Raw genomic sequence first — 25,916 nt, 5'->3', positions numbered from 1 at the left:
CCGGATGAGCCGGACGCTCGGTTCAGATCAGATGTCGCGGAACGTCTCGATCTGCGCGCCGATGGTGTTGAGCCGCTCGGCCAGGTCCTCGTAGCCGCGGTTGATGACATAGACGTTGCGCAGCACGGAGGTGCCCTCTGCGGCCATCATTGCGAGCAGGATGACGACGGCCGGGCGCAGCGCTGGCGGGCACATCATCTCGGCGGCGCGCCAGCGGGTCGGGCCCTCGACGAGGACCCGGTGCGGGTCGAGCAGCTTGACGCCGGCGCCGAGACGGGTGAGTTCGGTGAGGTAGATCGCGCGGTTGTCGTACACCCAGTCGTGGATGAGCGTGGAGCCCTGGGCGGTCGCGGCGATGGCCGCGAAGAACGGGACGTTGTCGATATTGAGGCCCGGGAAGGGCATCGGGTGGATCTTGTCGATGGGTGCGCGGAGCTTGGAGGGGCGCACGGTGAGGTCGATCAGACGGGTGCGGCCGTTGTCGGCCTTGTACTCGTCGGTGCGCTCGTGGTCGAGGCCCATCTCCTCCAGGACCGCCAGCTCGATCTCCAGGAACTCGATCGGCACCCGCCGGATCGTCAGCTCCGACTCGGTGACGACGGCGGCTGCCAGCAGGCTCATCGCCTCGACCGGGTCCTCGGAGGGCGCGTAGTCCACATCGCGGTCGATGTCGGTGACCCCGTGCACGGTCAGGGTGGTGGTGCCGACGCCGTCGACCCGTACCCCGAGCTCCTCCAGGAAGAAGCAGAGGTCCTGGACCATGTAGTTCGAGCTGGCGTTGCGGATCACGGTGATGCCGTTGTTGCGGGCGGCGGCCAGCAGCGCGTTCTCGGTGACGGTGTCGCCGCGTTCGGTCAGCACGATGGGCCGGCTGGGGGAGGTCGCCCGCTCGACGACCGCGTGGTAGGTGCCGTCGGTTGCGGTCACGTCGAGGCCGAAGTGGCGCAGCGCGTTCATGTGCGGCTGCACGGTGCGGGTGCCGAGGTCGCAGCCGCCCGCGTAGGGGATCCGGAAACGGTCGGTGCGGTGCAGCAGCGGGCCGAGGAACATGATCACGCTGCGGGTGCGGCGGGCCGCCTCGGTGTCCATCGCGTCGAGGTCCAGCTGGGCCGGCGGCACGATCTCCAGGTCGTTGCCGTCGTTGATCCAGCGGGTACGGACGCCGATGCTGTTCAGCACCTCCAGGATCCGGTAGACCTCCTCGATCCTGGCGACCCGGCGCAATGTGGTGCGCCCGGAGTTCAGCAGGGCGGCGCAGAGCAGCGCCACGCACGCGTTCTTGCTGGTCTTCACGTCGATGGCGCCGGAGAGCCGCCGCCCGCCGACGACCCGGAGGTGCATCGGCCCCGCGTAGCCGAGCGACACGATCTCGCTGTCGAGCGCCTCGCCGATCCTGGCGATCATCTCCAGGCTGATGTTCTGGTTCCCCCGCTCGATGCGGTTGACCGCGCTCTGGCTGGTGCCCAGCGCCTCCGCGAGCTGGGACTGGGTCCAGCCGCGGTGCTGGCGGGCGTCACGGATGAGCTTGCCGATACGGGCGAGGTAGTCATCGATCATGCAACAGACGATATCTCACACATGAGATGGGTGCTGTGTGGTGAAGGGCGCGTCGGGTGTGTGGAACCTCCAGAACGGGGTAGACGCGGCGCGATGACCGTCGATCCGGCAGCATCACGCAAGGTCACTATCTCGGATATGAGATTAATGCCCCTGATCGTGTGAAGCATTGCTCCAGATGGACGATCCGGCTCCGGGCCATGGCGCCGGGTGCACGGGAACGCCACGGGGGTGCCGGGGCATGACCCCGCACCGGTGATGTACTAGAGTTATCTCGACATCGAGATATCTGCCGAGGCGTACCACGCCGCAGTCACCGAGCTGCTAGGTAAGGCATACCTAACTTAGCGCTCACCTTAGCGGATCGGCATGGAGTCGTGTCGGTCGTGTCGGCAGGATTGCGGTGGTACGCGCGAATTACATGCATGAAGGAGACTGTCGTGTCGGCGAACAGCTTCGACGCCCGCAGCACGCTGCAGGTGGGCGACGAGTCGTACGAGATCTTCAAGCTGGACAAGGTCGAGGGCTCCGCCCGCCTTCCCTACAGCTTGAAGGTCCTGCTGGAGAACCTGCTCCGCACCGAGGACGGCGCGAACATCACCGCCGACCACATCCGGGCCATCGGAAACTGGGACTCGAGCGCCCAGCCCAGCCAGGAGATCCAGTTCACGCCGGCCCGCGTGATCATGCAGGACTTCACGGGCGTGCCCTGCGTGGTCGACCTCGCCACCATGCGCGAGGCCGTCAAGGAGCTCGGCGGCGACCCGTCCCGAATCAACCCGCTGGCCCCGGCCGAGCTGGTCATCGACCACTCCGTGATCGCCGACAAGTTCGGTACCCCGGAGGCGTTCGCGCAGAACGTGGAGCTGGAGTACGGCCGGAACCGGGAGCGCTACCAGTTCCTGCGCTGGGGCCAGACCGCGTTCGACGAGTTCAAGGTCGTCCCGCCGGGCACCGGCATCGTCCACCAGGTGAACATCGAGCACCTGGCCCGTACCGTCATGGTCCGCAATGGCCAGGCGTACCCCGACACCCTCGTCGGCACCGACTCGCACACCACCATGGTCAACGGCCTGGGCGTGCTGGGCTGGGGCGTCGGCGGCATCGAGGCCGAGGCCGCGATGCTCGGCCAGCCGGTCTCCATGCTCATCCCGCGCGTCGTCGGCTTCAAGCTGACCGGTGAGCTGCCGGCCGGCACCACCGCCACCGACCTGGTGCTGACGATCACCGAGATGCTGCGCAAGCACGGCGTCGTCGGCAAGTTCGTCGAGTTCTACGGTGAGGGCGTCGCCGCCACCTCGCTCGCCAACCGCGCCACCATCGGCAACATGTCGCCGGAGTTCGGCTCCACCGCCGCGATCTTCCCGATCGACGACGAGACGATCAAGTACCTCAAGCTCACCGGCCGTGACGCTCAGCAGGTCGCGCTGGTCGAGGCGTACGCCAAGGCGCAGGGCCTGTGGCTGGACCCGGCCGCCGAGCCGGACTTCTCCGAGAAGCTGCAGCTCGACCTCTCCACGGTCGTCCCCTCCATCGCCGGCCCGAAGCGCCCGCAGGACCGCATCGTCCTCGCCAACGCCTCGCAGCAGTTCGCCCGCGACGTACGCAACTACGTCGAGGACGACGACGAGGCCGGCAAGGAGTCCTTCCCGGCCTCCGACGCTCCCGCCTCCACCAACGGTGTGCCGACCCGCCCGACCCTGGTCACCCTCGCGGACGGTTCGTCCTTCGAGATCGACCACGGCGCCGTCACCGTCGCCGCGATCACCTCCTGCACCAACACCTCGAACCCCTACGTCATGGTCGCCGCCGCGCTCGTGGCCAAGAAGGCGGTCGAGAAGGGCCTGACCCGCAAGCCGTGGGTCAAGACCACCCTTGCCCCGGGCTCGAAGGTCGTCACCGACTACTTCGACAAGGCCGGCCTCACCCCGTACCTCGACAAGATGGGCTTCAACCTCGTCGGGTACGGCTGCACCACCTGCATCGGAAACTCCGGTCCGCTGGACGAGGAGATCTCGAAGGCGATCAACGAGCACGATCTGGCCGTCACCTCGGTGCTGTCGGGCAACCGCAACTTCGAGGGCCGGATCAACCCCGACGTCAAGATGAACTACCTGGCGTCGCCGCCGCTGGTCGTCGCGTACGCCATCGCGGGCTCCATGAAGGTGGACATCACCAAGGACGCCATCGGCGCCGACACCGAGGGCAAGCCGGTCTTCCTGCAGGACATCTGGCCGACCGAGGCCGAGGTCAACGACGTCGTGGCGAACGCCATCGGCGAGGACATGTTCAACAAGTCCTACCAGGACGTCTTCGCCGGTGACGCGCAGTGGCAGGCGCTGCCGATCCCGACCGGCAACACGTTCGAGTGGGACAGCGAGTCCACCTACGTCCGCAAGCCCCCGTACTTCGACGGCATGACGATGGAGACCACCCCGGTCACCGATGTCGCCGACGCCCGGGTGCTGGCCAAGCTGGGCGACTCGGTCACCACCGACCACATCTCCCCGGCCGGTGCGATCAAGGCCGACACCCCGGCCGGCAAGTACCTCACCGAGCACAAGGTCGAGCGTCGTGACTTCAACAGTTACGGCTCCCGCCGCGGCAACCACGAGGTCATGATCCGCGGCACCTTCGCCAACATCCGGCTGCGCAACCAGATCGCACCGGGCACCGAGGGCGGCTTCACCCGCGACTTCACCGTCGAGGGTGGCCCGGTGTCGTACATCTACGACGCCTCGCAGAACTACCAGGCGGCCGGCATCCCGCTGGTCATCCTGGCGGGCAAGGAATACGGCTCCGGCTCCTCCCGCGACTGGGCGGCCAAGGGCACCGCGCTGCTCGGCGTCAAGGCCGTGATCGCCGAGTCCTACGAGCGCATCCACCGCTCGAACCTGATCGGCATGGGCGTCCTGCCCCTGCAGTACCCGGAGGGCGTCACGGCGGCCTCCCTGGGCCTCACCGGCGAGGAGACCTTCTCCTTCACCGGTGTGACCGCGCTGAACGACGGCGGGATCCCGGAGACGGTGAAGGTGACGGCCGGCGACGTCGAGTTCGACGCCAAGCTGCGCATCGACACCCCCGGCGAGGCGGACTACTACCGCAACGGCGGCATCCTGCAGTACGTGCTGCGCTCGCTGATCACCAAGTAAGAGGGCCCCACCACGGCCCGCCACGGCCGTCCGGACGGACCGCATCCCCTTCCCGGGGATGCGGTCCGTCCGTATTTGTCCTTCAAGAAGTGAACATAGAAGGCATGATCAATGGTAGATAAGTGAACGCAAATGCCGTCTGTTAGAGGTGGTGTCAGAAACGGAGTCCGCTCCTCCGCGTTTCGGCCAGGTCTCAACTCGGGAAAGCTTCACGGCCAAACGGGCTTTCGATCTTGCCCTCTCAACGAGAAGTGGACTATACCTGTCGCGTCCAGGGAAGCCCGCGAGCGCGGGACGGGGCGGGGGATCGACGGGCCGAGGAGGTCCCTCGTGGCAGGACCACCCCTCCTCGGTGGATGGCAGCATCACTGAAGCTTCATCTGTTCGCGGGCGCCGGCGGATTCCGCTGCACCGCATGAGTCCTGTAGAGGGCGAGGACTTGAGCATGGGATCCGAACTGAACCGCCGGGATCTGGTCAAGCGCGCGATGGCCGTTGGCCTGGTCGCCGTACCGTCGGCATCTTTCCTCACCGCATGTGCCTCCGACAGCGGTGACAAGACCGACAAGCCCAAGGAGACCGGCACGGTCACCGCGAAGAACCCCCTCGGTGTGAAGGAGGGCGCGCCCCTCGAGGCGTTCATCTTCAAGGGCGGCTTCGGTGACGACTACGTCAAGAACGCCGAGACGGCCTACAACACCACCTACAAGACCACGGTCAAGCACACGGGTACCCAGGCCCTGGGCCCGAAGCTGCAGCCGCGCTTCGCCGGTGGCAGCCCGCCGGACGTCATGGACAACTCGGGTGCCGACAACCTCGACACGGCGGCCCTCGCCAAGCAGGGCAAGCTTGTCGACCTCACCCCGCTGCTCGAGGCCGCGTCCTTCGACGACCCGGCCAAGAAGGTCCGCGACACGCTGATCGCCGGCACCATCGAGCAGGGCCAGTACGGTGGCAAGGAGGTGTACGCGCTCAACTACGCGTTCACCGTCTACGGCACCTGGTACTCCAACAAGCTCTTCAAGGACAAGGGCTGGACGTACCCCCAGACCTTCACGGAGATGCTGGCGCTCTGCGAGAAGATCAAGGCCGCGGGCATCGCGCCGTACACGTACCCGGGTAAGTACCCGTACTACGTGCACTTCGACATCTTCGCCCAGATCGCCAAGGCCGGCGGCGTCGCCGGCATCAACGCGATCGACAACCTGGAGCCGAACGCGTTCAAGACCGACGCGGTCAAGGGCGTCATCGGGTACTACGAGGAGCTGGCCGCCAAGGGCTACATCCTCCAGGGCTCCGAGGGCAAGACCCACATCCAGGCGCAGACCGACTGGACGAAGGGCAAGGCCGCCTTCATCCCGAACGGTTCCTGGGTGGAGAACGAGGCAGCGCCCACCATGCCGAAGGACTTCGACCTGGCGGTCGGCGCGATCCAGGGCGGCGCCAGTGACAAGCTTCCGTACGGTGCCATCCGCGCCGCGGCCGGTGAGCCCTTCATCGTCGCCAAGGACGGCAAGAACCCGGCCGGCGGCATGGAGCTGCTCCGCATCATGCTGAGCAAGGCCCAGGCCAAGGCGTTCACCGAGTCCCTGAAGTCCCTGACCGCCGTCGCGGGCGCCGAGGAGGGTCTGACCCTCACCCCGGGTCTCGCCTCCGCGAGCGCAGGCCTCAAGGCCGCCGCCGCCAACGTGGTCAACCCGCGGCTCGGCGACTGGTACAAGAAGCTGAACGAAGAGACCATCGGGAACCTGACCCTCGACCTGCTCGCCGGCAAGATCAAGGCCGCCGAGTGGATCGACAAGGCGCAGGCGGCTTCGGACGCGACCGCGAAGGACTCGTCCGTCCCGAAGTTCAAGCACGCCTGACGCTTGCTTCACTTGTACTGACTGAGACGAGAGCGACCGGCGACATGCGACATGGCAAGTACCGGTTCATCATCGGTTTTCTGGCAATTCCCTTGGCTTTGTACGGGGTCCTCGTGATCTCGCCCTTCGTCCAGGACTTCCAGATCTCGATGACGGACTGGAGCGGAATCTCATCCGACAAGAAATTCATCGGGCTCGACAACTACCAGAAGCTCATTCACAACGACCTTTTCTGGAAGGCGTTGTCGCACAACATCATCATGCTGCTGGTGGTGCCGCTGATCACACTGTCGCTCGGTCTGTTCTTCGCCTTCATGCTCAATGTCGGAGGCCGCCGCAGAGGTAGTGCTGCGGGGGTCTCCGGCGTGCGGGGATCGTCCATCTACAAGGTGGTCTTCTTCTTCCCGCAGGTGCTGTCCGTCACGATCATCGCTGTGCTCTGGCAGCAGATCTACAACCCGGACAACAAGGAAGGCCTGCTCAACGCCCTGCTGGGGAACCTGGGTCTGGCTTCCGCCCAGCACGCGTGGCTGGGCGACAAGTCCACCGCGCTGGCCTGCATCATGGTCGTCATGATCTGGGCGAACGTCGGCTTCTACGTCGTCCTGTTCTCCGCCGGGATGGCCTCCATCCCGACCGAGATCTACGAGGCGGCGCGGCTGGACGGCGCCGAGCGCGGCACGACCTTCTTCCGGATCACCCTGCCGCTGCTGCGGGACACGGTTGCCACCGGCTGGGTGTACATGGGCATCATCGCCATGGACGGATTCGCGTTCGTGCAGCTGATGTCGGTGAACAACGGCGGACCCGACGAATCGACCGACGTGCTGCCGCTGCTGTTGTACAAGACGGCGTTCCGGGACAACAGCCAGTTCGGTTACGCGGCCTCGATGGGTGTCGCCATGCTGATCGTGACGCTGGTCTTCGCCATTCTCAGCATGCGGCTGTCGCGCCGCGACCGTATCGAGTTCTAGGGGTGGCGCGATGACGACGAACGCAGTTTCTGTGGAAAAGCAGAAGTCGGCGGCCCCGACCGCCAACAAGACCAAACGCAACTGGCGGCGCAGTGAGGGCGGCGTACTCAACGTCTTCTCCCACGGCTTCCTGCTGCTGTGGGCGCTCATGGTCGGCGTGCCGATGCTCTGGGTGCTCTGGAGCTCGCTCAAGACCTCGGGCGACATCGTGGGCAGCCCCTGGTCGCTCCCCACGCACCTTCAGTTCGACAACTGGTCGCGGGCCTGGTCCAAGGCCAATATCGGCCAGTACTTCATCAACACGGCGATCGTGGTCGGCTTCTCGACCACAGGCACGATGATCCTGGGCTCGATGGCCGCCTACGTCCTGGCGCGCTTCGAGTTCTTCGGGAACCGGTTCATCTACTACCTCTTCGTCGGGGGCATGGCCTTCCCCGTCGTGATGGTGCTGGTCCCGCTCTTCTTCGTCACGAAGAACCTGGGCCTGCTGAGCACGTTCCCCGGGCTGATCCTGGTCTACATCGCGTACTCGCTGCCCTTCACCGTGTTCTTCATGACGTCGTTCTTCCGGACGCTGCCCTCCACGGTGGCGGAGGCGGCGCTGGTCGACGGGGCCTCGCACACGAGGACCTTCTTCCAGATCATGCTGCCGATGTCGAAGCCGGGGCTCATCAGCATCGGCGTCTTCAACATCCTGGGCCAGTGGAATCAGTACCTGCTGCCGATCGTCCTCAACCAGGGCGACTCCAAGAACTACCTGTTGACGCAGGGACTGGCGGACCTGGCGACACAGCAGGGCTACGCGGGCGACTGGGCGGCGCTCTTCGCCGGCCTCGCCATCGCGATGCTCCCGGTGCTCGCCGTCTACATCGTCTTCCAGAAGCAGATCCAGGCCGGCCTCACCGCCGGTGCCCTCAAGTAACCACTTGGGGCCCGGCACGGACGGGGGCGGCGTGAGCGGTCTGCCGCGCGTCACCCTCAACACCGGCTTCGCGATGCCGCAGCTCGGCCTGGGTGTCGGTCATCTGACCGACGCCCAGGCCGCTGTCGCGGTGTCGGCGGCGCTCGAATGCGGCTACCGGGGCATCGACACCGCCGCGATCTACGCCAACGAGCGCGGCACCGGACGGGCGCTGGCCGCCTCGGGGCTGCCCCGCGCGGACCTCTTCGTCACCACCAAGCTGTGGAACGCCGACCAGGGCCACGACCGGACGCTGCGCGCGTTCGACGCCTCGCTGGCCGCGCTCGGCCTGGAGTACGTGGACCTGTACCTGATCCACTGGCCCCAGCCGGCCCGCGATCTGTACCCGGAGAGCTGGCGGGCGCTGGAACGGATCCACGCCGAAGGGCGCGCCCGAGCCATCGGTGTCTCCAACTTCTGTATCCCGCACCTCGAACGGCTCGCGGCCGGATCCGGCATCGTCCCGGCCGTCAACCAGATCGAACTGCACCCCTGGTACCAGCGGCCCGAGCTGCGGGCCCACCACCACGCGCGGGGCATCGTCACCGAGGCGTACAGCCCGCTGGGGCAGGGCGAGGTGCTCGCGCTGCCGGAACTCACCGCCATCGCCGAGCGGTACGGCGTGAGCACCGCCCAGGTCCTACTGCGCTGGAACCTCCAGCTCGGACATGTCGCGATCCCGCGCTCGGCCGACCCGGTCCGGATCCGGCGGAACGCGGACCTCCTCGGCTTCGTCCTGGACGACGCGGACCTGGGGGTGATCGCGGGTATGGACGCGGGGCGCCGCCTAGGACCCGACCTGAACGGCTGACGCGCCCAGGAGACGGGACCGCTAGACCGTCACCCGGTGCGCGCGGTCCCTGATCTGCTCCAGCAGCGTCGCCTGGCGCACCAGCGACTCCCCGTACGTACCGAAGGCGGCGCCGCTCAGCGCGTGGCGGGCGAACTCGCGGGCTCCGTTGGCGTACTGGTCGTCGGCCGGCAGGACGAGGTCCTCCACCGCGTCCTGCCGCTCCCAGCGCACCGCGGGCAGCAGATCGGCGGGCGGGGTGAAGGCGCGGTCCACGCTGATCCGGCCTTCGCTGCCCCACAGGGCATAGGTGGTGCGGTAGGAGGTGTCGAAGCCGAAGGAGAGCTCCGCCGAGACGCCCGACGGCGTGTGGAACAGGGCGCTGCCGCCCACGTCCACGCCCGTGCGCCCGTCGATCCGCAGCTGGGAGCCGGCCAGGGTGAGCCGGGGGCCGAGGAAGTACGTCGCCGCGCGGACGGTGTAGGCGCCCACGTCCAGCAGGGCGCCGCCGCCGAGCTCCGGGCTGTTGCGGATGTCGCCCGCCGGTCGTGGCGGGACGCCGAAGGCGGCACTGAAGAACCGCGGTTCACCGATCGCACCACCGTCGATCCGCTCGCGCACGGCCGCGTGCTGGGAGTGGTGGAGGAAAAGGAAGTTCTCCATCAGCCACAGGCCGCGGTCCCGCGCCGCGGCCACCAGCTCCCCTGCCTCCTGAGCCCCCGTCGTCAGGGACTTCTCGGCCAGCACGTGCTTGCCGGCGGCCAGCGCCCGCGTCGTCCAGGAGTGGTGCAGGCCGGTGGGCAGGACCACGTACACGGCGTCGACGTCGTCCCGCTCCAGGAGCGCGTCGTACCCGGTCACGGGCTCGCCGCCGAACCGGTCCGCGAAACGCGCCGCCTTCGCCGGGTCGCGGCTGGCCAGCGCGGTGATGCGGAGCTCCCGGACGGTGGAGATCGCCGGCAGCATCTTCCGCCAGGCGAAGTCGGCGCAGCCCAGCACCCCGAGCCGCAGCACACCGGAGGCCGGTCCAGGATCGCTCAGCACGGTTCCCCTTCACGCATCATCGTCACGCATCCCTCGTCACGCACAGCGCGTCACAGGCTCCTCGCGCAGGCGAGCAGGGTGCGCGCCTCCACGTTCAGATAATGGCCGTGGCGCACCAGTTCCATCAGCTGGGACACGGTCATCCAGCAGAAGTCCTCCGGTACCCGGACCGGCACCTCGTCACCGACCTCGATCAGCCGGTAGCGGGTCCTGGCGTGGTAGAAACGCCCGCCCTCCTCCGACAGCACGGTGTCGAAGCGCACCTGGTCGGGCGAGGCCCCGTCCACCGCGTCGAGGAACGGCGGCGGACCGCCGGAGCCGTCGGCCGCCGCGTCGGGGAGCTGCACGGTGGGCGCGATCTCGACCCGGTCCAGCAGCCCCGGCTCGTGACCGGCGCGCGCGAGCAGATGCGGTACGCCGCCGATCCTGCGGAGGAGGAACGCCGCGAGTCCCTGCCCGCGGGGCGCGAGCAGCGGTTGCGTCCAGCCCGGCACCTCCCGGTTGCCGGCCTGCACCCGTACCGCGATGACGTCGAAACGGTCGCCGGCCCGGTCCGCTATCCGCCGCGCGGAGCGGGTCCAGCCCGGCACGCGGGCCAGCGGCACCAGCCGCGCCGACCAGTCGCAGCGGGTCTTGGCCTCGGTGAACCAGCTGAGTATCTGGCCCATGGAGTGGTGCGGCGCCCGGGGAGAACGGATGTCGTCGGGAGAACGGATGTCCCCGGGACCGGGTGGGAAGGGCAGGGAGGCGATCACGGAGCGGCTGTCCATGTTGACGAGGTCGTCGATCCGCAGCATCCGCCGCAGGTCGTCCCAGGCGATCCACTGGTGGTCCTCGTGCAGCGGAACGTCCTCGGTGACCCGCACCACCATGTTGCGGTTGCGCTTGTGCCAGAACCAGGTGCCCTGCTCGGACTGCAGCGTGTCCACCAGGACCTGCCCGCGGCCGGGGCCGCGGAAGTGGTCGAGGTAGCGGGTCGGCTGGCCGCCGTGCACCCGGGTGTAGTTGCTGCGGGTGGCCTGCACGGTGGGGGACAGCTGCAGGGTGTTGATGTTGCCGGGTTCCATCTTCGCCTGCATCAGGCAGTGCGGGACCCCGTCGAAGTCCTTGACGAGGATGCCGAGGACGCCGAACTCCGGCTGGTGGATGACCGGTTGGGTCCACGTCGCGCGGCCGTCCTCCGCGGTCACCCGCAGCCCTTCCACGGTGAAGAACTTCCCGCTGCCGTGGACCAGGTTCCCGGTCGGCTCGTCGAACGACCAGCCCTCCATCTCGTCGAACGGAATCCGGGTGACGTCGAACCAGCCCGCCCTGCCGCGCTTGGTCCACCACGCCTGGAACGGTTCGGGAACCCCCTCCCAGCTCATCGTTGGGGCACCGGGACGAAGTGCGGGCTGAACGTCTCATGGATGTGGATGCGGCTGCCGTCGGAGCAGTTGATGATGTACTCCTTGAACGCGCAGGGCGTAGCGCTCCCTCCCGGCGGCCAGCAGCTCAGCCCGTTGTCGAGGATGACGCGGTGCTGCATGGAGTTGCGGGCACGCAGCTCGCGGCCCAGCGGCGTGGAGTCCTGGCTGTCCGCCAGCCAGGGCACGGCCGCCCCGTCGAAGACGACACGGTTGCTGCTGACGACCTCCCCGCCGGGGGTGAGCAGCGCCGATCTGCGGAGCACCGGCTTCGCGTCCGGGGAGAGCCCGAGTTCGTCGCGGATGCGGCGGTCCAGGGAGCCGGCGTCCACCGGAAGTTGGGAGTCGACGCGGACGATGAGCCGGCAGGCGATCAGCGACTCCAGGAGGATCGTGGTCGATCCCTCGCTCTCCAGCAGCATGCGGGTCTGCGGGGGCAGATCCATGAACGTGCCGCGCGAGCTGCCGTTGATGCTGGGGGCTTTCTCCATGGTCAGCTCGGTTCCGGTCCTTTGAGGGGCTTGCCCATCGCCGACCGGGGGATCTCGTCCAGGAAGCTGACCTGCCGGGGCATCTGGTGCGGGGCCAGCAGCGGCTGGCACCAGGCGAGCAGTTCCGCGACGGTGAGGTCGGACGTGGTCACGATCCGGGCGGCGGGCACCTGCCCGCGCACGTCGTCGGGGGCCGCGACGACCTGGACGTCGGCCACCGCCGGGTGCCGGGCCAGCACCCGTTCGATCTCCGCGGGACTGACCTTCTTGCCGGCGACGTTGATGATGTTCTTCAGCCGGCCGTTGATCCGGATGCCGCCGTCCTCGATGCGGGCCAGATCGCCGGTGCGGTACCAGTCGCCGTCGAAGTCGAGCGGGAGCAGTCCGTCGGTGCCGGTGTAGCCGGCCGCCAACGCGTCGGTCCGCAGCTGCAGTTCGCCGCCGTCCGACACGCCGTCGACCGGGACCAGCCGGGGGACGACGCCGGGGAAGGGCGCGCCGACCTCGCCGGGCAGCTGCTCTCCGGTGCTGAGGGCGGCGGAGAGCGCTCCGGTCTCCGAGGACCCGTACGCGTTGTAGAGGGCGAAGTCGTACCGCTCGGTGATGGCGCCGGCCGCCGCCGGGGGCAGCGGGGCGCCCGAGGAGACCGCCATCCGCAGCTCCCCGAAGTCCAGTGGCGCTGCCGAACCCGCCAGCAGCTGGAACTGGAAGGGCAGCCCGACCAGCGTCCGCGCCCCGTGCTCGCGCACCGCGCGGGCCAGTTGGGAGGGGACGGACCGCGAGGGGACGTGCCGGACCGGGGTGCCGTGCAGCAGGGGCGCGGCGATGCCGTAGGCGAAGCCGTAGCAGTGGAAGGACAGGGTGCTGACGACGCCCGGCAGTCCCTGCCCGTATCCCATGAAGGCCGCGATCCGGTGCGCGTCCGTGAGCACGGTCGCGGCCGGGCGGACCACGCCGGTCGGTGTCCCGGTGGATCCGGAGGTCAGGAAGATCTGTGAGCGGGCCGGGATGCCGGCCAGACTGTGGGTGGCGGGCCGGGTGTGCGTCCACAGCTCGACGCCGCCGCCCGAGAACCGCACGGCGGGCGGTTCCGGCGGCTCCTGGAGCGTGGCGCTGTCCCGGACGACGAGGCCGCCGAAGTCGGTGGGCGCGCCGGGATCGCTGTGCAGGACCGGCAGTTCCACCAGATCGGCCGCGAGGGCAACCACCGCGCGGACGGCCGTGTCGGCGACGTCCACGACCACCAACCCCGCGGCGCGGTGCCGCCCGAGGTGTTCCGCGCACGCTTCCGCCGCGGTGATCAGCTCACGGTAGGTCCACGCCCGCTTGCCGGAGATGAGCGCGGTGGCGTCGCCCCGTCCCGCGCCGTCCCGAACTGCCGCGAAGAATCCGGCGTCAGCCACTGGTCCTCCTGGGTATCCGCGTCAAGTCCCGGTCAGCGGTGGGTGATGACGAAGTCGGCCATCCTGCCGACGGACCGGAAGTTCTCCACGTCCAGGTCCTCGTCCGGGATGGTGATGTCGAACTCCGACTCCAACCACACCAGGGTCTCCAGGATTCCGAGGGAGTCGAAGCCGGCGAACTGCCGTAGGTCGTCCGTCTCCTGGAGCGATGCACCCCGCGCTTCCGGCAGCGTCTGCGACAGGCGGCTGACGAGCGCCGCCACGACTGTCTCCCGAGAAATCATCGTCCCTCTCCCACGCCATGGCAGGACCGCCCCGTAATCAGCCGGTAAGTTGTCTAGACCGGTTGAAGGCGCGAGCGTAACAGCGGGCCCGGTCGGGGCGAAAGGGCTTTCCGTGAAGAGCGCTTGGACTTGTGGCGCGGTCCGGGAACGGCCTGTCGGACAGCTCCCGAGCGCCGGCGATCACCTCGTGACATCGGCAAAACCGCCGCGTACTGTGTGGCCCGGCTGCGGCCGGGGCCCGGGAACGGGTCGCGGCGAACGCTTCGACGGGGGAGGAACGGTGGAGGTTTCCGGGGCGGCGGACCGGAGCGGGAATGATGCCGACGGGGGTGCCGAGGCGCTGTCGCAGACGCGTCTTTGCGCGTTGACGGACGCGGTCGGCACGTTCGACCGGCGGACCGCGCGGCTGGCGAGGCTGGTCGCCGCTACCGGGGCCAGGCCGGCCGGCAGTCTCGGCCGGCTCGACGAGATCGGCTGGCAGGTCGCGGGGATCCTGCGGACGCACCACGTGCGGCCGCTGCCGGTCGTGGTGTCGGTGCTGGCGGGCGACCACGGGGTCGCGGAGCACGGAATCTCCGCCCACCGGCCGGAGTCCACCGCCCGGCTCTTCGCGGAGATCGTTACGGGACGGGCGCCGGTCAGCGCGCTCGCCACCCGGGTGAATGGCCGGGTGGAGGCCGCGGATCTGGGGATCCGTACCGACACCGGGGACCACCGCTACAAGATCGGGTACGGCACGGCGGACATCACGCGCGCCGACGCGATGACGTTCGGGCAGGCGCTGGACGCGATCGAGGCCGGTGCGCGGTTCGCCCACGAGGCGTTCCCCGTCGGGAGTTTGGCCGCCTGCGGTGAGATCGGCGTGGGCAACACGACGTCGGCGACCGCGCTGGCCGCCCGGCTGCTCGGGGTGGACCCGCGGGACATCGCGGGAAAGGGCTCCGGGGTCGGCGAGGAGACCGTCCGGCTCAAGACGCGGCTGGTGGAACAGGCGCTGGAGCGCACCTCCGGGCTCGGCGGCGATCCGGTCCGGCAGCTCGCCGCGCTCGGCGGGTACGAGATCTGCGGCAATGTCGGGGTGATCCTGGCCGCCGCCGCCCGCGGCTGCCTGGTGGTGCTCGACGGTTGCATGACGGCGCTGTCCGCGCTGATCGCCTGCCGGCTGCGCCCGCAGGCCCGCGAGTATCTGGTGGCGTCCCACGTCTCCACCGAACCCGCCCACCGGTTGCTGCTGGACGAGCTGGGGCTGCGGCCGGTGCTCGATCTGGAGCTGCGCCTCGGTATGGGCTCCGGCGCCGCGCTCGCGGCCGGCCCGATCAACGCGGTACTCGCTGTGACCGAACTGGCCACGGCGTCCACCCCTCCACCTGCGGCTTCTCCCGAGACGACAGGGCAGTCCGCCGACCCTTCAGGAAGCGAACGCATATGACGGTGCGGGGCGTCATCCTCGATCTCGACGGAACGCTCGTGGACTCCCGGGGCGTGCATGTGCGCTGTCTGCGCGCGGCCTGCCAGGACGTGGGGCTGCCACGGCCGAGCGCGGCCCTCATCGCGACCCGGTCCGCCGCGACCGATCTGGCGACGCTCGCCCGGCTCGTCGGTGAGCCGCTCGCGGAGCGGGCGATGGCGGCCTACAACGCGCACTTCCCGCTCGCGCTCGCGGAGGCGCCCGCCCCGCCCCGGCCCGGCGCCGCCGAGGCCGTCCGGGAGCTGACCGCCATGGGCCTCGCCCTCGGGGTGTGCACCGGTCGCTCCCGCACCGCCGCGGCCCTGCTGCTCGCCGCCGCCGGCCTCGATGTCCCGCTGCTGGTCGCGCGCGAGGACGTGGACGAGCCCAAGCCGGCCGCCGAGGGGCTGCACCGGGCCCGGGGGCTGCTGGGACTCTCCGCGGCGGAAGTGGTCTTCGCCGGGGACACCGCGCACGACGTCCGGCAGGGGGCGGCGGCGGGCATCACCACCTATCTGGTGGGCGGCGCTGCGGGCGCGGCGCTGGCGTCGCTCGACGAACTGCCCGCTCTGCTCACTCCCTCACTCCTGCCGGCCGCCGGGAGCGAGGGATGATCGACGCCAGGAGCCCGAGTGCCGCCAGTGCCGCCAGGAGCGTCCGGCTGGAGTTCGCCGGACTGCGCACAGCCCAGGCCCCTCTGACGTGGGGTCAGCGGGTGATCTACGGGGCCGTGCGGAGCAGGACCGAGGCGCACGCCTACGACTACAACATCAAGTACTTCGTGGAGCTGGACGGTGCCTCCACCACCGAGGACGTGCTGACCGCCCTGCGCGAGGTGGTGGTGGAGCACGAGAGCCTGCGCACGGTCTACCTCCCGGGAGCGGACGGCGAGCCGCCCCGGCAGTCGGTCCAGGGGGAGGGGCGGCTGCCCGTCCGGATCGAGCACCTGGCGGCCGGCGACGATCCCGAGGCCGAGACCGTACGCCTCCACACCCGGATGGCGGAATCCGGCTTCGACCTCACCCACGAATGGGGGATCCGGGTCACGTTGCTGCTGGCGCCCGGGGGAGCGCCGTACCGTGTTCTCCTCTATCTCTCCCATGTGGCGCTGGACGGCTGGGCGCTGCGGATCCTGGAGCAGGACCTGCGGGACCGGCTGGCCGGGCGGCCCGCCGCAGGTGGGGCCGGTGTGCGGCGCACCCAGCCGCTGGATCTGGCGGAGCAGGAGCAGTCCGAGCGGGGCCGGGCGATGAACCGCCGCTCCGGCGCGTATGTGCGCACGGTCCTCGGCCGCGTCCCCCAGTCCATGTTCGCGGGGGCGTCGGGAGAACCCGGAGCCGCGCACGGCCAACTGCGCTCCGCCGCGATGGACGCCGCCGCCCGGACGATCGCCCTGCGCTGCCAGGTGAGCACGGCGACCGTCCACCTCGCGGCGTTCGCGGCGCTGCTCGCGCGCCGAAACGGCACCACCCGCTGCGCGCTGAAGACGATCTTCGCCAACCGGGTCGGCGCCGACCGGCAGGGCATGGTGGCTCCGCTCGCCTCCGATGTCGTGCTCTGCCCCGACGTCTCCGAGCCCGCCTTCGAGGACGTCGTCCGCGCCACCCACAAGGACACGCTGCGCGGATGGGCCAGGGCGCAGTACGACCCGGCGGATCTGGACGGGCTGCTCGCGGCGGCGGGGGACGCCCGGGGGCTGCGACTCGACCTGTCCGTCCTGCACAACGACACCACCCTCCTCTTCGGCGAGCCCGAACAGCGGACACCGGGGGACGGAGCGGAACAGCAGGAGGGCGCAGGCGTCCGTTCCTTCTCCTGGGCGGAGCCGTTCGCCCTGCCCGCGCTGAAGCTCTACTACAACGTGAGCTCCGAGCAGGACGGCCCCCGAACCGTGCACTCGCTGGTCGCGGACACCGCGTATCTGCGCCGGGACGACGTCCGCGGGCTGCTGCTGGACATGGAGACGCTGCTGACCGGGTCGGCCCAGCGCCCCGGGACACGCATGGCCGCACTGGAGGACGGTTTTCTCGTCCAGCCCCTCGCCAGGGGCGGCGACTGGCTGCTGACGGACTCCACGTGGGCCGACCTCGGCGCCATGCGCCGGGCCCTGCTGGGCCTGGCTCCGGTGGCCGACGCCGAACTGCTGGTCGACCGGGACGCAGGCGGCGTGCCCTGGGTGACGGCGCGGGTGGTCCCGCACGAAAGGGGCGAAGGCGGCCGGCCCGTCACCGTCCGGGAGGTGCGGCGCGCGTACGAAGCGGCGCTCTCCGTCCTGCGCGATGTCGTTCTCCCGCACTACTACATCGTCGAAAGGCCCCAGTTCCGTGTCGCGTCCCACTGACCGACCGACGGTCGGCGTCATCGTCCCCGCCATGAACTCCTCGGATTTCATCGACCAGGCCCTGGGGTCGGTGGCCATGCAGACCCGGCCCGTCGACCAGATCGTCGTCGTGGACGACTGCTCCGACGACGACACCGTGCGGCGCGTGGAGCGCTGGAGCGAGGTGCTGCCGTTGACGCTGGTCCGCAACACCCGCCGCCTCGGTGTCTGGGGCGCCCGGGGGGCCGGGATCGAGCGGCTCTCCACCGACCTGGTGTGCCAGCTCGACGGCGACGACGCGTTCCTTCCGCACCATGTCGAGGCGATGTGCGACGCCTACGACGCCTGCCCGGGGCTGATCAGCCCGCGCCCGCTGACCTGGACCGGCCGTGGGCCCTTCGTCCCCGGGACGTACACCAAGGGGCGGCTGCCGCTCCCCGGTGACCAGCTCGTCCAGCTGCTCGCGCAGAACTACGTCGTGGTCGGCGCGCTGTACAGCCGGGCGCTGTACGACAAGGTCGGCGGCTTCCGGAAGATCGCCTACGGCGAGGAGTGGGACCTGTGGCTGCGGCTGGTCGCCGCGGGCGCCGTCGTCAGCAAGCCGGCGGACCCTTCGTACGTCTACCGGGTGCGGGCCTCCAGCTACGCCGGCGGCTTCGCGCGGAACGAGGCGGAGACCGAGGTGCTCGGCCGCTTCCTGGCCGAGACCCGGGACCCGCGGCTGCGCCGGGCGGTCAAGATCGCGCTGCTCCAGCGGACGGGCACGGACGGCCTACCGGAGGCGCACGATCCGTCCGCGGTGCCCGGGGCGGGCGCGGAGATGCTGTCCCGGGCGGGCATCGGGCACGATCACCTTGTGTACGTGCGGCGGGATCCGGATCTCGGCTGGGTGCTCTCCGGACGGGACGGATCGACGGGCGCGCAGGCGACGGCGGTGATCGCGGACGACGGCCGGCTCGTGCTGCGGATGACGGGCAAGGAGAACGACTACGAGGTCACCTTCGTCGAGGACGAGCTGCTGCGCCGCGACACGTCTTCCCTCCGTGACGTTCTGCGGGGCTGACGGGGCACGGGCGACCCGTGACGGATCGGGCTTTCCGTCGCAGATTGGTCTCAGCCCTTGACGGGACATCACCCTAAAGGCTCAGCTTAGGGTTCACATGTTGTAGACGACGGGGTCTCACTGGTGCGGCCTCGTCCGTTCGGGCGGCGGTTTGTACCGCCTGCCGAGGCAGGAGTGGATGGTCGTGGAGACTCCGGGATCGCAGTCATCGCTGCACCGGGCCAACCTTGAGCGTGTGGTCCGCGCCGTACGGCTGGCCGGCTCGCTCACCCAGGCGGAGATCGCCCGGAGTACCGGGCTGTCCGCCGCCACGGTCTCCAATATCGTCCGGGAGCTGCGGGACAACGGAACAGTGCAGGTCACGCCTACCTCCTCGGGGGGAAGACGGGCCCGCAGCGTTGCGCTGTCCGGCGATGTCGGCATCGTCGTGGGCGTTGACTTCGGCCACTCCCACCTGCGGGTCGCGGTGGGGAACCTCGCACACCAGGTGCTGGCCGAGCAGTCGGAGCCGATCGACGTGGACGCCTCCGCGTCCCAGGGCTTCGACCGGGCCGAGCAGCTGGTCGCCCAGCTGATCGAGTCGACCGGAATAGGCGTGGACAAGGTGCTCGGGGTCGGCCTCGGCGTCCCCGGACCGATAGACGTGGAGTCCGGAGCCATCGGATCGACCGCGATCCTGCCCGGCTGGAGCGGCATCAACCCACGTCAGGAGCTGTCCGACCGGCTCGGCATGCCCGTGAAGGTGGACAACGACGCCAACCTCGGCGCGCTGGGCGAGCTGGTCTGGGGCGGCGGCCGGGGGGTGCGGGACCTGGCCTACATCAAGGTCGCCAGCGGCGTCGGCGCGGGGCTGGTGATAGACGGTCGCATCTACCGCGGCCCGGGTGGCACGGCAGGCGAGATAGGGCACATCACGCTGGACGAGTCGGGCCCGGTCTGCCGCTGCGGCAACCGCGGCTGCCTGGAGACCTTCACCGCCGCCCGCTACACCCTGGAGCTGCTGCGCAGCAGCCACGGAGCCGATCTCACGGTGCCGCGGATGGTCCAGTACGCCCGCGAGGGCGATCCCGGCTGCCGCCGGGTGATCGCTGACGTGGGGCGCCACATCGGCATGGGCGTGGCCAGTCTCTGCAACCTCCTCAACCCCAGCAGGGTCGTCCTCGGAGGCGATCTGGCGGAGGCCGGCGAGCTGGTGCTGGCGCCGATCCGCGAGTCCGTGGCGCGCTACGCCATTCCCAGCGCAGCCCGGCAGCTGTCGATCGTCCCCGGCGGGCTCGGCGCACGCGCGGAAGTACTCGGAGCACTCGCTCTGGTACTGAGCGAAATGGGTGATTCGACCCTTCTTGATGGAAATGCTCCGGCGGCGGTTCCGGCCCTTTCAGCGCAACGACCTGCATAACCCTGGGTTCACACAGCTAACGAAACGCGCCGTTGCCATCTCGTTAAGTGTTTACTTATTGACGGCATGGCAACGGCGGAGTTGACTCACGTGAACCTCGGCCGCAGCGTTGCGGCCTCGTCAGGGAGGCAACCCAAAATGAACGCGATGATGCGTCGTGCCGTAATCGGCTCGCTTGCGGTAACGATGGCCCTGTCCGTGGCCGCGTGCGGCAAGGCCGGAGACAACAAGTCCGACAGCAGCAAGGACAAGTCGATCGGCCTGCTCCTTCCGGAGAACGCGACGACGCGCTACGAGAAGTTCGACCGCCCGCTGATCGAAGCCAAGATCAAGGCGCTCTGCTCCGACTGCACGATCCAGTACGCGAACGCCGCCGGCGACCCGGCCAAGCAGGCGCAGCAGGTCAGCAGCATGATCACCAAGGGCGTCAAGGTCCTGATCCTCGACCCGCAGGACGCGGTCGGCATCAAGGCTTCCGTCCAGGCGGCCGTGGACAAGGGCATCAAGGTCGTGGCGTACGACCGCTTCGCCCAGGGTCCGGTCTCCGCCTACGTCTCGTACGACAACGAGAAGGTCGGCGAGCTGCAGGGCCAGGCGCTCCTGGACGCCATGGGCGCCAAGGCGACCCCGACTGCCAACGTTGTCATGATCAACGGTGACGACGCCGACCCGAACGCCGCGCAGTTCAAGGCCGGTGCCCACAAGGCGCTCGACGGCAAGGTCAAGATCGCGTACGAGCAGAGCGGTCTGTGGAAGGACACCGTCGCCAACCAGAAGGTCACGGCGGCCATCACCCAGCTCGGCGCCAAGAACATCGCCGGTGTCTACTCCGCCAACGACGGCATGGCCGGCGGTATCGCCACCGCCCTCAAGGGCGCGGGCATCAACGTTCCGCTGACCGGTCAGGACGCCGAGCTCGCCGGTATCCAGCGCCTGCTCGCGGGCACGCAGACCAGCGACATCTACAAGGCGTACAAGCCCGAGGCGGACGCGACCGCCGAGATCGCGGTCAAGCTGCTCAACGGCGAGGACATCAAGTCCGTCGCGGACATCACGGCGACCAGCGGCTCCGGCACCACCGTGCCCGCCAAGCTGTTCACCGCGGTGTCGGTGACCAAGGACAACGTCAAGGACACGGTCGTCAAGGACCAGCTCTTCACCGTTGCCCAGATCTGCACCCCTGAATTCGCCGCCGCCTGCAAGACGGCCGGCATTCAGTAGAACCCGGGGCCCCTCCGGGCCCTCGGTCCCGTAAAAGCCTGTCCGGCGCCCCGCCCCACCATCCATCCCCGCTTCGGGGTGGGGCGCCGGACGGAAACGCTTACGGGACACGGGACTTACTCCCACGTATTGACTTTGCAATCCTGTGCTTCATGCACGTCCTTCCGCGCCTCTCCCAGGGCGCGGCATCCCCGCCGGTCAGGCGGCGAAGGAGATGATTCACGTGTCCGCTACGCCCGTGTTGGCGTTGCGCGGAGTCTCCAAGCGATTCGGTGCGGTGCAAGCCCTCACCGATGTCGAGCTGGAGGTCCATTCCGGTCAGGTCGTCGCGCTGGTCGGCGACAACGGTGCCGGCAAGTCCACTCTGGTCAAGACGATCGCCGGTGTGCACCCGATCGACGAAGGCGTCATCGAGTGGGAGGGCCGGCCGGTCAGCATCAACCGGCCGCACGACGCGCAGGGTCTCGGCGTCGCCACCGTCTACCAGGACCTCGCGCTGTGCGACAACCTCGATGTCGTCGGCAACCTTTACCTCGGCCGCGAACTGCGCCGCGGGCTCGCGCTCGACGAGGTGACGATGGAGCAGCGCGCCCGCGAGCTGCTCGACACCCTCTCGATCCGCATCCCGAGCGTCCGTATCCCGATCGCGAGTCTGTCCGGTGGTCAGCGGCAGGTCGTCGCGATCGCCCGCGCACTGATCGGTGACCCGAAGGTCGTCATCCTCGACGAGCCCACCGCCGCCCTCGGCGTGGAGCAGACCGCCCAGGTCCTCGACCTGGTCGAGCGGCTGCGTGAGCGCGGCCTCGCCGTCATCCTCATCAGCCACAACATGGCCGATGTGCGCGCCGTGGCGGACACGGTGTCCGTCCTGCGCCTGGGCAAGAACAACGGTGCCTTCCCGGTGAAGGACACCAGTCCCGAAGAGATCATCGCGGCGATCACCGGAGCCACGGAGAACGCCGTGACCCGTCGTCAGGCGCGCAACACGGAGGCGGCAAAGTGAGCGACCTGTCCAAGACCGTGAAGGACACGCCCCCGGCCGACGACCCCACCGCGGCGGCGATCCCCGTCGTCGACCCGCGACTGCTGGTCCGCGAAGAGGGCCTCAAGGGCTATCTGACCGAGTTCAAGCGCAAGATTCGCGGTGGTGAGCTGGGCTCGCTGCCCGTCATCGTCGGTCTGATCATCATCTGGTCCGTGTTCCAGTCCCAGGACAGCCTGTTCCTGAGCGCCGGCAACATGGCCAACATCAGCTACTTCCTGGCCGCCACCGGCATGATCGCCATCGGCCTGGTCTTCGTGCTGCTGCTCGGTGAGATCGACCTGTCGGTCGCCTCCGTCAGCGGTCTGTCGGCCGCCGTCTTCGCGATCCTGGCGACGACACACGGAATGAACCCCTGGCTGGCCGTGTTCTTGGCCATCCTCACCGGTATCGTCATCGGCGCGCTGCAGGGCTACTTCTTCGCCAAGATCGGTGTGCCGGCCTTCGTGGTCACCCTCGCCGGCAACCTCGGCTGGAACGGCCTGATGCTGTGGCTGCTGGGCGACACCGGCAGCCTCTCGATCCAGGACAAGGGCCCGCTGCACCTGCTCGGGCAGCGCTCCTACTTCCTGAACCAGGACGTGGCCGGCGCTTACCTGCTGGCGGGTCTCGGCACCCTCGCCCTGCTCGCCGGCTCGCTCGTCGAGCAGCGCCGCCGCCGTCAGGCCGGGGTTCCGTACCGGCCGACCATCGAGATCGCCGTACGCGTCGGTGCGTTGGCCGTGGTGTCCTTCGTCGCCGCGTATGTGCTCAACCAGGCGTCGGGTGTGCCCAACGCCCTGGTGATCTTCCTCGTGGCGCTCGTGATCACCGACTTCATCCTGCGGCGCACCTCGTACGGCCGCAAGATCTTCGCCGTCGGTGGCAGCATCGAGGCCGCCCGCCGTGCCGGTATCAACGTCGCCATGATCCGCATCTCGGTGTTCTCCATCTCCGGCGGCTTCGCGGCAGCCGGCGGTCTGTTCTTCGCCGCGCAGACCTACACCGCGACGCTTGCCGCCGGTACCGGCAACCTCCTGATGCTGGCCATCGCGGCCGCGGTCATCGGTGGCACCAGCCTCTTCGGCGGCCGCGGCAACACCTGGTCCGCGCTGCTCGGCATGCTGGTCATCCAGTCGATCCAGACCGGCCTCGACCTGCTGAACATGAACACCTCGCTGCAGTACATGATCACCGGCGCCGTACTGCTCGCCGCCGTGGTCATCGACTCGCTGTCGCGCAAGACGCAGAAGGCCTCCGGCCGCGCGTAACGCTCCATCGCACACACCTCCGCATGACGGTGGTGTGGCGGCACCGGCCCGGTGCAGGGATGATCATCCCTGCACCGGGCATTCGTGTTGCCGGGTGGGCCGCGGGTGACAAACGTCGCACGGGGCGCCCCACGGCGCCGCACGCGGAACATTAGACTCGACGGATCGACCAGTTCGACAGCTTTAGGAGGCACGGGTGGCGCTGCTGACCCGTATCAAGGGACCGCGCGACCTCGACCGGCTCAGCCAGGAGCAGCTGGTGGAGCTGGCGGGCGAGATCCGTACCTTCCTCGTCGACGCGGTCTCCAAGACCGGCGGACACCTGGGCCCCAACCTGGGCGTGGTCGAGCTGACCATCGCCCTGCACCGCGTCTTCGACTCGCCCCGGGACAAGGTGCTCTTCGACACCGGGCACCAGTCCTACGTGCACAAGCTGCTCACCGGGCGGCAGGACTTCTCCAAGCTCAAGAGCAAGGGCGGCCTCTCCGGCTACCCCTCGCGCGCCGAGTCGGAGCACGACGTCATCGAGAACAGCCACGCCTCGACGGTGCTCGGCTGGGCCGACGGCCTCGCCAAGGCCAACGAGGTGCTCGGCAAGCAGGACCATGTGGTGGCCGTCATCGGTGACGGCGCGCTGACCGGCGGCATGGCCTGGGAGGCGCTGAACAACATCGCCGCCGCCCGGGACCGCCCGCTCGTCATCGTCGTCAACGACAACGAGCGCAGCTACGCCCCCACGATCGGCGGGCTCGCCGACCACCTGGCGACGCTGCGCACCACCGACGGTTACGAGCGCTTCCTGTCCCGCACCAAGGACCTGCTGGAGCGCACCCCGCTCATCGGGCAGCCGCTCTACGAGACGCTGCACGGCGCCAAGAAGGGACTCAAGGACTTCATCGCGCCGCAGGGCATGTTCGAGGACCTGGGCCTGAAGTACGTCGGCCCGATCGACGGCCATGACGTGGACGCGCTGGAGTCGGCGCTGCAGCGCGCCAAGCGCTTCGGCGGCCCCGTCATCGTGCACTGCCTCACCGAGAAGGGCCGCGGCTACCGCCCGGCCGAGCAGGACGAGGCGGACCGCTTCCACGGCATCGGGCCCATCCACCCGGACACCGGCCTGCCGATCGCCGCCTCCGGCGCCGACTGGACCTCGGTCTTCGGCGAGGAGATGGTCAAGCTCGGCCGCGAGCGCGAGGACATCGTCGCGATCACCGCCGCGATGCTGCAGCCGGTCGGCCTGGACAAGTTCGCGAAGGTCTTCCCGAACCGGGTCTACGACGTCGGCATCGCCGAGCAGCACGCCGCCGTCTCGGCGGCGGGCCTGGCCACCGGCGGCCTGCACCCGGTCTTCGCCGTGTACGCGACGTTCCTGAACCGGGCCTTCGACCAGGTGCTGATGGATGTGGCGCTGCACAAGTGCGGCGTCACCTTCGTGCTCGACCGGGCCGGTGTCACCGGCACCGACGGCGCCTCGCACAACGGCATGTGGGACATGTCGATCCTCCAGGTCGTCCCCGGTCTGCGGATCGCCGCGCCGCGCGACGCCGACCAGGTCCGCGCCCAGCTGCGCGAGGCCGTCGAGGTCGACGACGCGCCCACCGTCGTCCGGTACTCCAAGGGCGCGGTCGGCCCGGCGGTCAAGGCCGTCGGCCGGATCGGCGGCATGGACGTGCTCCGTAAGGCGACCCCCGACGAGGCTTTTGAGCGCCCCGACGTGCTCCTGGTCTCGGTCGGCGCCCTCGCCCCGATGTGCCTGGAGATCGCCGACCTGCTCGACGCCCAGGGCATCACCACCACTGTCGTCGACCCGCGCTGGGTCAAGCCGGTCGACGCGGCACTGCCGGCACTCGCGGCCGGACACCGCGTCGTGGTCACCGTCGAGGACAACTGCCGGGTCGGCGGCGTCGGCTCCGCGATCTCGCAGGCACTGCGCGATGCGGACGTGGACGTACCGCTGCGCGACTTCGGCATCCCGCAGCAGTTCCTCGACCACGCCTCCCGCAAGGAGGTCATGGCCGAGATCGGTCTGACCGCGCCCGACATCGCACGCCAGGTCACCGGTCTGGTCGCGACGATCGACGGCCGGTACGGCGAGAGCGTCGGATCGGCCGAGCCGGCGGCGGTCAGCGACTGAGGCCCGTTCCGCGCGGTTGTCGGTGAGGGGGTCCACCCATCCGGGTGGACCCCCTCACCCATCGGCGTAGGCATAGGCGCGCCTATTCGGGTGAAGCGAACCTTCGGAGTGGAG

At 69.3% G+C, this 25,916-nt stretch carries 20 protein-coding genes; 14 read left to right on the top strand and 6 right to left on the bottom strand.

What is annotated here, in order from left to right; translation table 11 throughout:
• Positions 1-27 precede the first annotated feature (27 nt).
• The gene (locus tag AC07DC_RS24555) at positions 28-1,557 is read right to left on the bottom strand and encodes a helix-turn-helix domain-containing protein (protein WP_478916616.1); all 1,530 of its coding nucleotides are present in this window, start codon (positions 1,555-1,557) and stop codon (positions 28-30) included.
• A gap of 440 nt (positions 1,558-1,997) precedes the next feature.
• On the opposite strand from AC07DC_RS24555, the gene acnA reads away from it, so the two are divergent.
• The 5 genes from acnA (at position 1,998) to AC07DC_RS24530 (ending at position 9,319) form a co-directional block, all read left to right on the top strand.
• Complete coding sequence (gene acnA / locus AC07DC_RS24550) at positions 1,998-4,709, top strand: aconitate hydratase AcnA (RefSeq protein WP_478916615.1); 2,712 nt, start codon at positions 1,998-2,000, stop codon at positions 4,707-4,709.
• Positions 4,710-5,154: 445 nt separating this feature from the next.
• Entirely contained in the window at positions 5,155-6,573 is a 1,419-nt protein-coding gene (gene ngcE, locus AC07DC_RS24545) for an N-acetylglucosamine/diacetylchitobiose ABC transporter substrate-binding protein (protein WP_478916614.1), read from the top strand.
• Positions 6,574-6,617: 44 nt separating this feature from the next.
• On the top strand, positions 6,618-7,547 hold the full coding sequence (locus tag AC07DC_RS24540) for a carbohydrate ABC transporter permease (protein ID WP_478916778.1): 930 nt from the start codon (positions 6,618-6,620) through the stop codon (positions 7,545-7,547).
• Positions 7,548-7,557: 10 nt separating this feature from the next.
• The gene (locus tag AC07DC_RS24535; RefSeq protein WP_478916613.1) at positions 7,558-8,469 is read left to right on the top strand and encodes a carbohydrate ABC transporter permease; all 912 of its coding nucleotides are present in this window, start codon (positions 7,558-7,560) and stop codon (positions 8,467-8,469) included.
• Positions 8,470-8,500: 31 nt separating this feature from the next.
• The gene (locus tag AC07DC_RS24530) at positions 8,501-9,319 is read left to right on the top strand and encodes an aldo/keto reductase (RefSeq protein WP_478916612.1); all 819 of its coding nucleotides are present in this window, start codon (positions 8,501-8,503) and stop codon (positions 9,317-9,319) included.
• A gap of 21 nt (positions 9,320-9,340) precedes the next feature.
• Here AC07DC_RS24530 and AC07DC_RS24525 read toward each other — a convergent pair whose 3' ends face one another.
• Genes AC07DC_RS24525 through AC07DC_RS24505 form a run of 5 tightly spaced genes read right to left on the bottom strand, consistent with a single transcriptional unit; the run spans position 9,341 to position 13,926 of the window.
• Positions 9,341-10,342, bottom strand: a complete 1,002-nt coding sequence (locus AC07DC_RS24525; RefSeq protein ID WP_478916611.1) for a Gfo/Idh/MocA family protein — start codon at positions 10,340-10,342, stop codon at positions 9,341-9,343.
• A 50-nt stretch (positions 10,343-10,392) separates the two neighbouring features.
• On the bottom strand, positions 10,393-11,709 hold the full coding sequence (locus AC07DC_RS24520) for an NDP-hexose 2,3-dehydratase family protein (protein WP_478916610.1): 1,317 nt from the start codon (positions 11,707-11,709) through the stop codon (positions 10,393-10,395).
• Entirely contained in the window at positions 11,706-12,239 is a 534-nt protein-coding gene (locus tag AC07DC_RS24515; protein WP_478916609.1) for a hypothetical protein, read from the bottom strand. The genes AC07DC_RS24520 and AC07DC_RS24515 overlap by 4 nt, the downstream gene beginning before the upstream one ends.
• 2 nt (positions 12,240-12,241) lie before the next feature.
• Positions 12,242-13,642, bottom strand: a complete 1,401-nt coding sequence (locus tag AC07DC_RS24510; RefSeq protein WP_478916608.1) for a class I adenylate-forming enzyme family protein — start codon at positions 13,640-13,642, stop codon at positions 12,242-12,244.
• A gap of 32 nt (positions 13,643-13,674) precedes the next feature.
• The gene (locus AC07DC_RS24505; protein WP_478916607.1) at positions 13,675-13,926 is read right to left on the bottom strand and encodes an acyl carrier protein; all 252 of its coding nucleotides are present in this window, start codon (positions 13,924-13,926) and stop codon (positions 13,675-13,677) included.
• Between the two features lie 364 nt (positions 13,927-14,290).
• Here AC07DC_RS24505 and AC07DC_RS24500 point away from each other — a divergent pair, with 364 nt between their 5' ends.
• The 9 genes from AC07DC_RS24500 (at position 14,291) to dxs (ending at position 25,802) form a co-directional block, all read left to right on the top strand.
• Positions 14,291-15,355, top strand: a complete 1,065-nt coding sequence (locus tag AC07DC_RS24500) for a nicotinate-nucleotide--dimethylbenzimidazole phosphoribosyltransferase (protein WP_478916606.1) — start codon at positions 14,291-14,293, stop codon at positions 15,353-15,355.
• Complete coding sequence (locus AC07DC_RS24495) at positions 15,352-15,987, top strand: HAD family hydrolase (RefSeq protein WP_478916605.1); 636 nt, start codon at positions 15,352-15,354, stop codon at positions 15,985-15,987. Before AC07DC_RS24500 ends, AC07DC_RS24495 begins: the two co-directional genes overlap by 4 nt.
• Complete coding sequence (locus AC07DC_RS24490) at positions 15,984-17,714, top strand: condensation domain-containing protein (protein ID WP_478916604.1); 1,731 nt, start codon at positions 15,984-15,986, stop codon at positions 17,712-17,714. Before AC07DC_RS24495 ends, AC07DC_RS24490 begins: the two co-directional genes overlap by 4 nt.
• Positions 17,653-18,756, top strand: coding sequence for a glycosyltransferase family 2 protein (locus tag AC07DC_RS24485; RefSeq protein ID WP_478916603.1), 1,104 nt, complete (start codon positions 17,653-17,655; stop codon positions 18,754-18,756). Before AC07DC_RS24490 ends, AC07DC_RS24485 begins: the two co-directional genes overlap by 62 nt.
• 184 nt (positions 18,757-18,940) lie before the next feature.
• Complete coding sequence (locus tag AC07DC_RS24480) at positions 18,941-20,155, top strand: ROK family transcriptional regulator (RefSeq protein ID WP_138354276.1); 1,215 nt, start codon at positions 18,941-18,943, stop codon at positions 20,153-20,155.
• Between the two features lie 138 nt (positions 20,156-20,293).
• Entirely contained in the window at positions 20,294-21,376 is a 1,083-nt protein-coding gene (locus AC07DC_RS24475) for a sugar ABC transporter substrate-binding protein (protein WP_478916602.1), read from the top strand.
• Positions 21,377-21,590: 214 nt separating this feature from the next.
• A complete protein-coding gene (locus AC07DC_RS24470; protein WP_478916601.1) occupies positions 21,591-22,379 on the top strand; it encodes an ATP-binding cassette domain-containing protein in 789 nt (262 codons plus the stop codon).
• Positions 22,376-23,668 carry a sugar ABC transporter permease gene (locus tag AC07DC_RS24465; RefSeq protein WP_478916600.1) on the top strand — a complete coding sequence of 431 codons (1,293 nt, stop codon included), beginning with the start codon at positions 22,376-22,378 and terminating at the stop codon, positions 23,666-23,668. Before AC07DC_RS24470 ends, AC07DC_RS24465 begins: the two co-directional genes overlap by 4 nt.
• A gap of 196 nt (positions 23,669-23,864) precedes the next feature.
• The gene (gene dxs, locus AC07DC_RS24460) at positions 23,865-25,802 is read left to right on the top strand and encodes a 1-deoxy-D-xylulose-5-phosphate synthase (protein ID WP_478916599.1); all 1,938 of its coding nucleotides are present in this window, start codon (positions 23,865-23,867) and stop codon (positions 25,800-25,802) included.
• Positions 25,803-25,916: the final 114 nt, after the last annotated feature.

The organism is Streptomyces sp. NPDC045021, assembly GCF_056432645.1.
The sequence above is the reverse complement of the archived record's forward strand: the minus strand, read 5'-3'. Positions and strand labels throughout refer to the sequence as shown.

Coding starts and splice junctions, on each gene's coding strand:
- AC07DC_RS24540 (WP_478916778.1), top strand. CDS start 6,618: ATGCGACATGGCAAGTACCGGTTCATCATCGGTTTTCTGGCAATTCCC.
- AC07DC_RS24555 (WP_478916616.1), bottom strand. CDS start 1,557: ATGATCGATGACTACCTCGCCCGTATCGGCAAGCTCATCCGTGACGCC.
- AC07DC_RS24515 (WP_478916609.1), bottom strand. CDS start 12,239: ATGGAGAAAGCCCCCAGCATCAACGGCAGCTCGCGCGGCACGTTCATG.
- AC07DC_RS24490 (WP_478916604.1), top strand. CDS start 15,984: ATGATCGACGCCAGGAGCCCGAGTGCCGCCAGTGCCGCCAGGAGCGTC.
- AC07DC_RS24495 (WP_478916605.1), top strand. CDS start 15,352: ATGACGGTGCGGGGCGTCATCCTCGATCTCGACGGAACGCTCGTGGAC.
- AC07DC_RS24475 (WP_478916602.1), top strand. CDS start 20,294: ATGAACGCGATGATGCGTCGTGCCGTAATCGGCTCGCTTGCGGTAACG.
- ngcE (WP_478916614.1), top strand. CDS start 5,155: ATGGGATCCGAACTGAACCGCCGGGATCTGGTCAAGCGCGCGATGGCC.
- AC07DC_RS24470 (WP_478916601.1), top strand. CDS start 21,591: ATGATTCACGTGTCCGCTACGCCCGTGTTGGCGTTGCGCGGAGTCTCC.
- AC07DC_RS24520 (WP_478916610.1), bottom strand. CDS start 11,709: ATGAGCTGGGAGGGGGTTCCCGAACCGTTCCAGGCGTGGTGGACCAAG.
- AC07DC_RS24505 (WP_478916607.1), bottom strand. CDS start 13,926: ATGATTTCTCGGGAGACAGTCGTGGCGGCGCTCGTCAGCCGCCTGTCG.
- AC07DC_RS24535 (WP_478916613.1), top strand. CDS start 7,558: ATGACGACGAACGCAGTTTCTGTGGAAAAGCAGAAGTCGGCGGCCCCG.
- AC07DC_RS24485 (WP_478916603.1), top strand. CDS start 17,653: ATGTCGTTCTCCCGCACTACTACATCGTCGAAAGGCCCCAGTTCCGTG.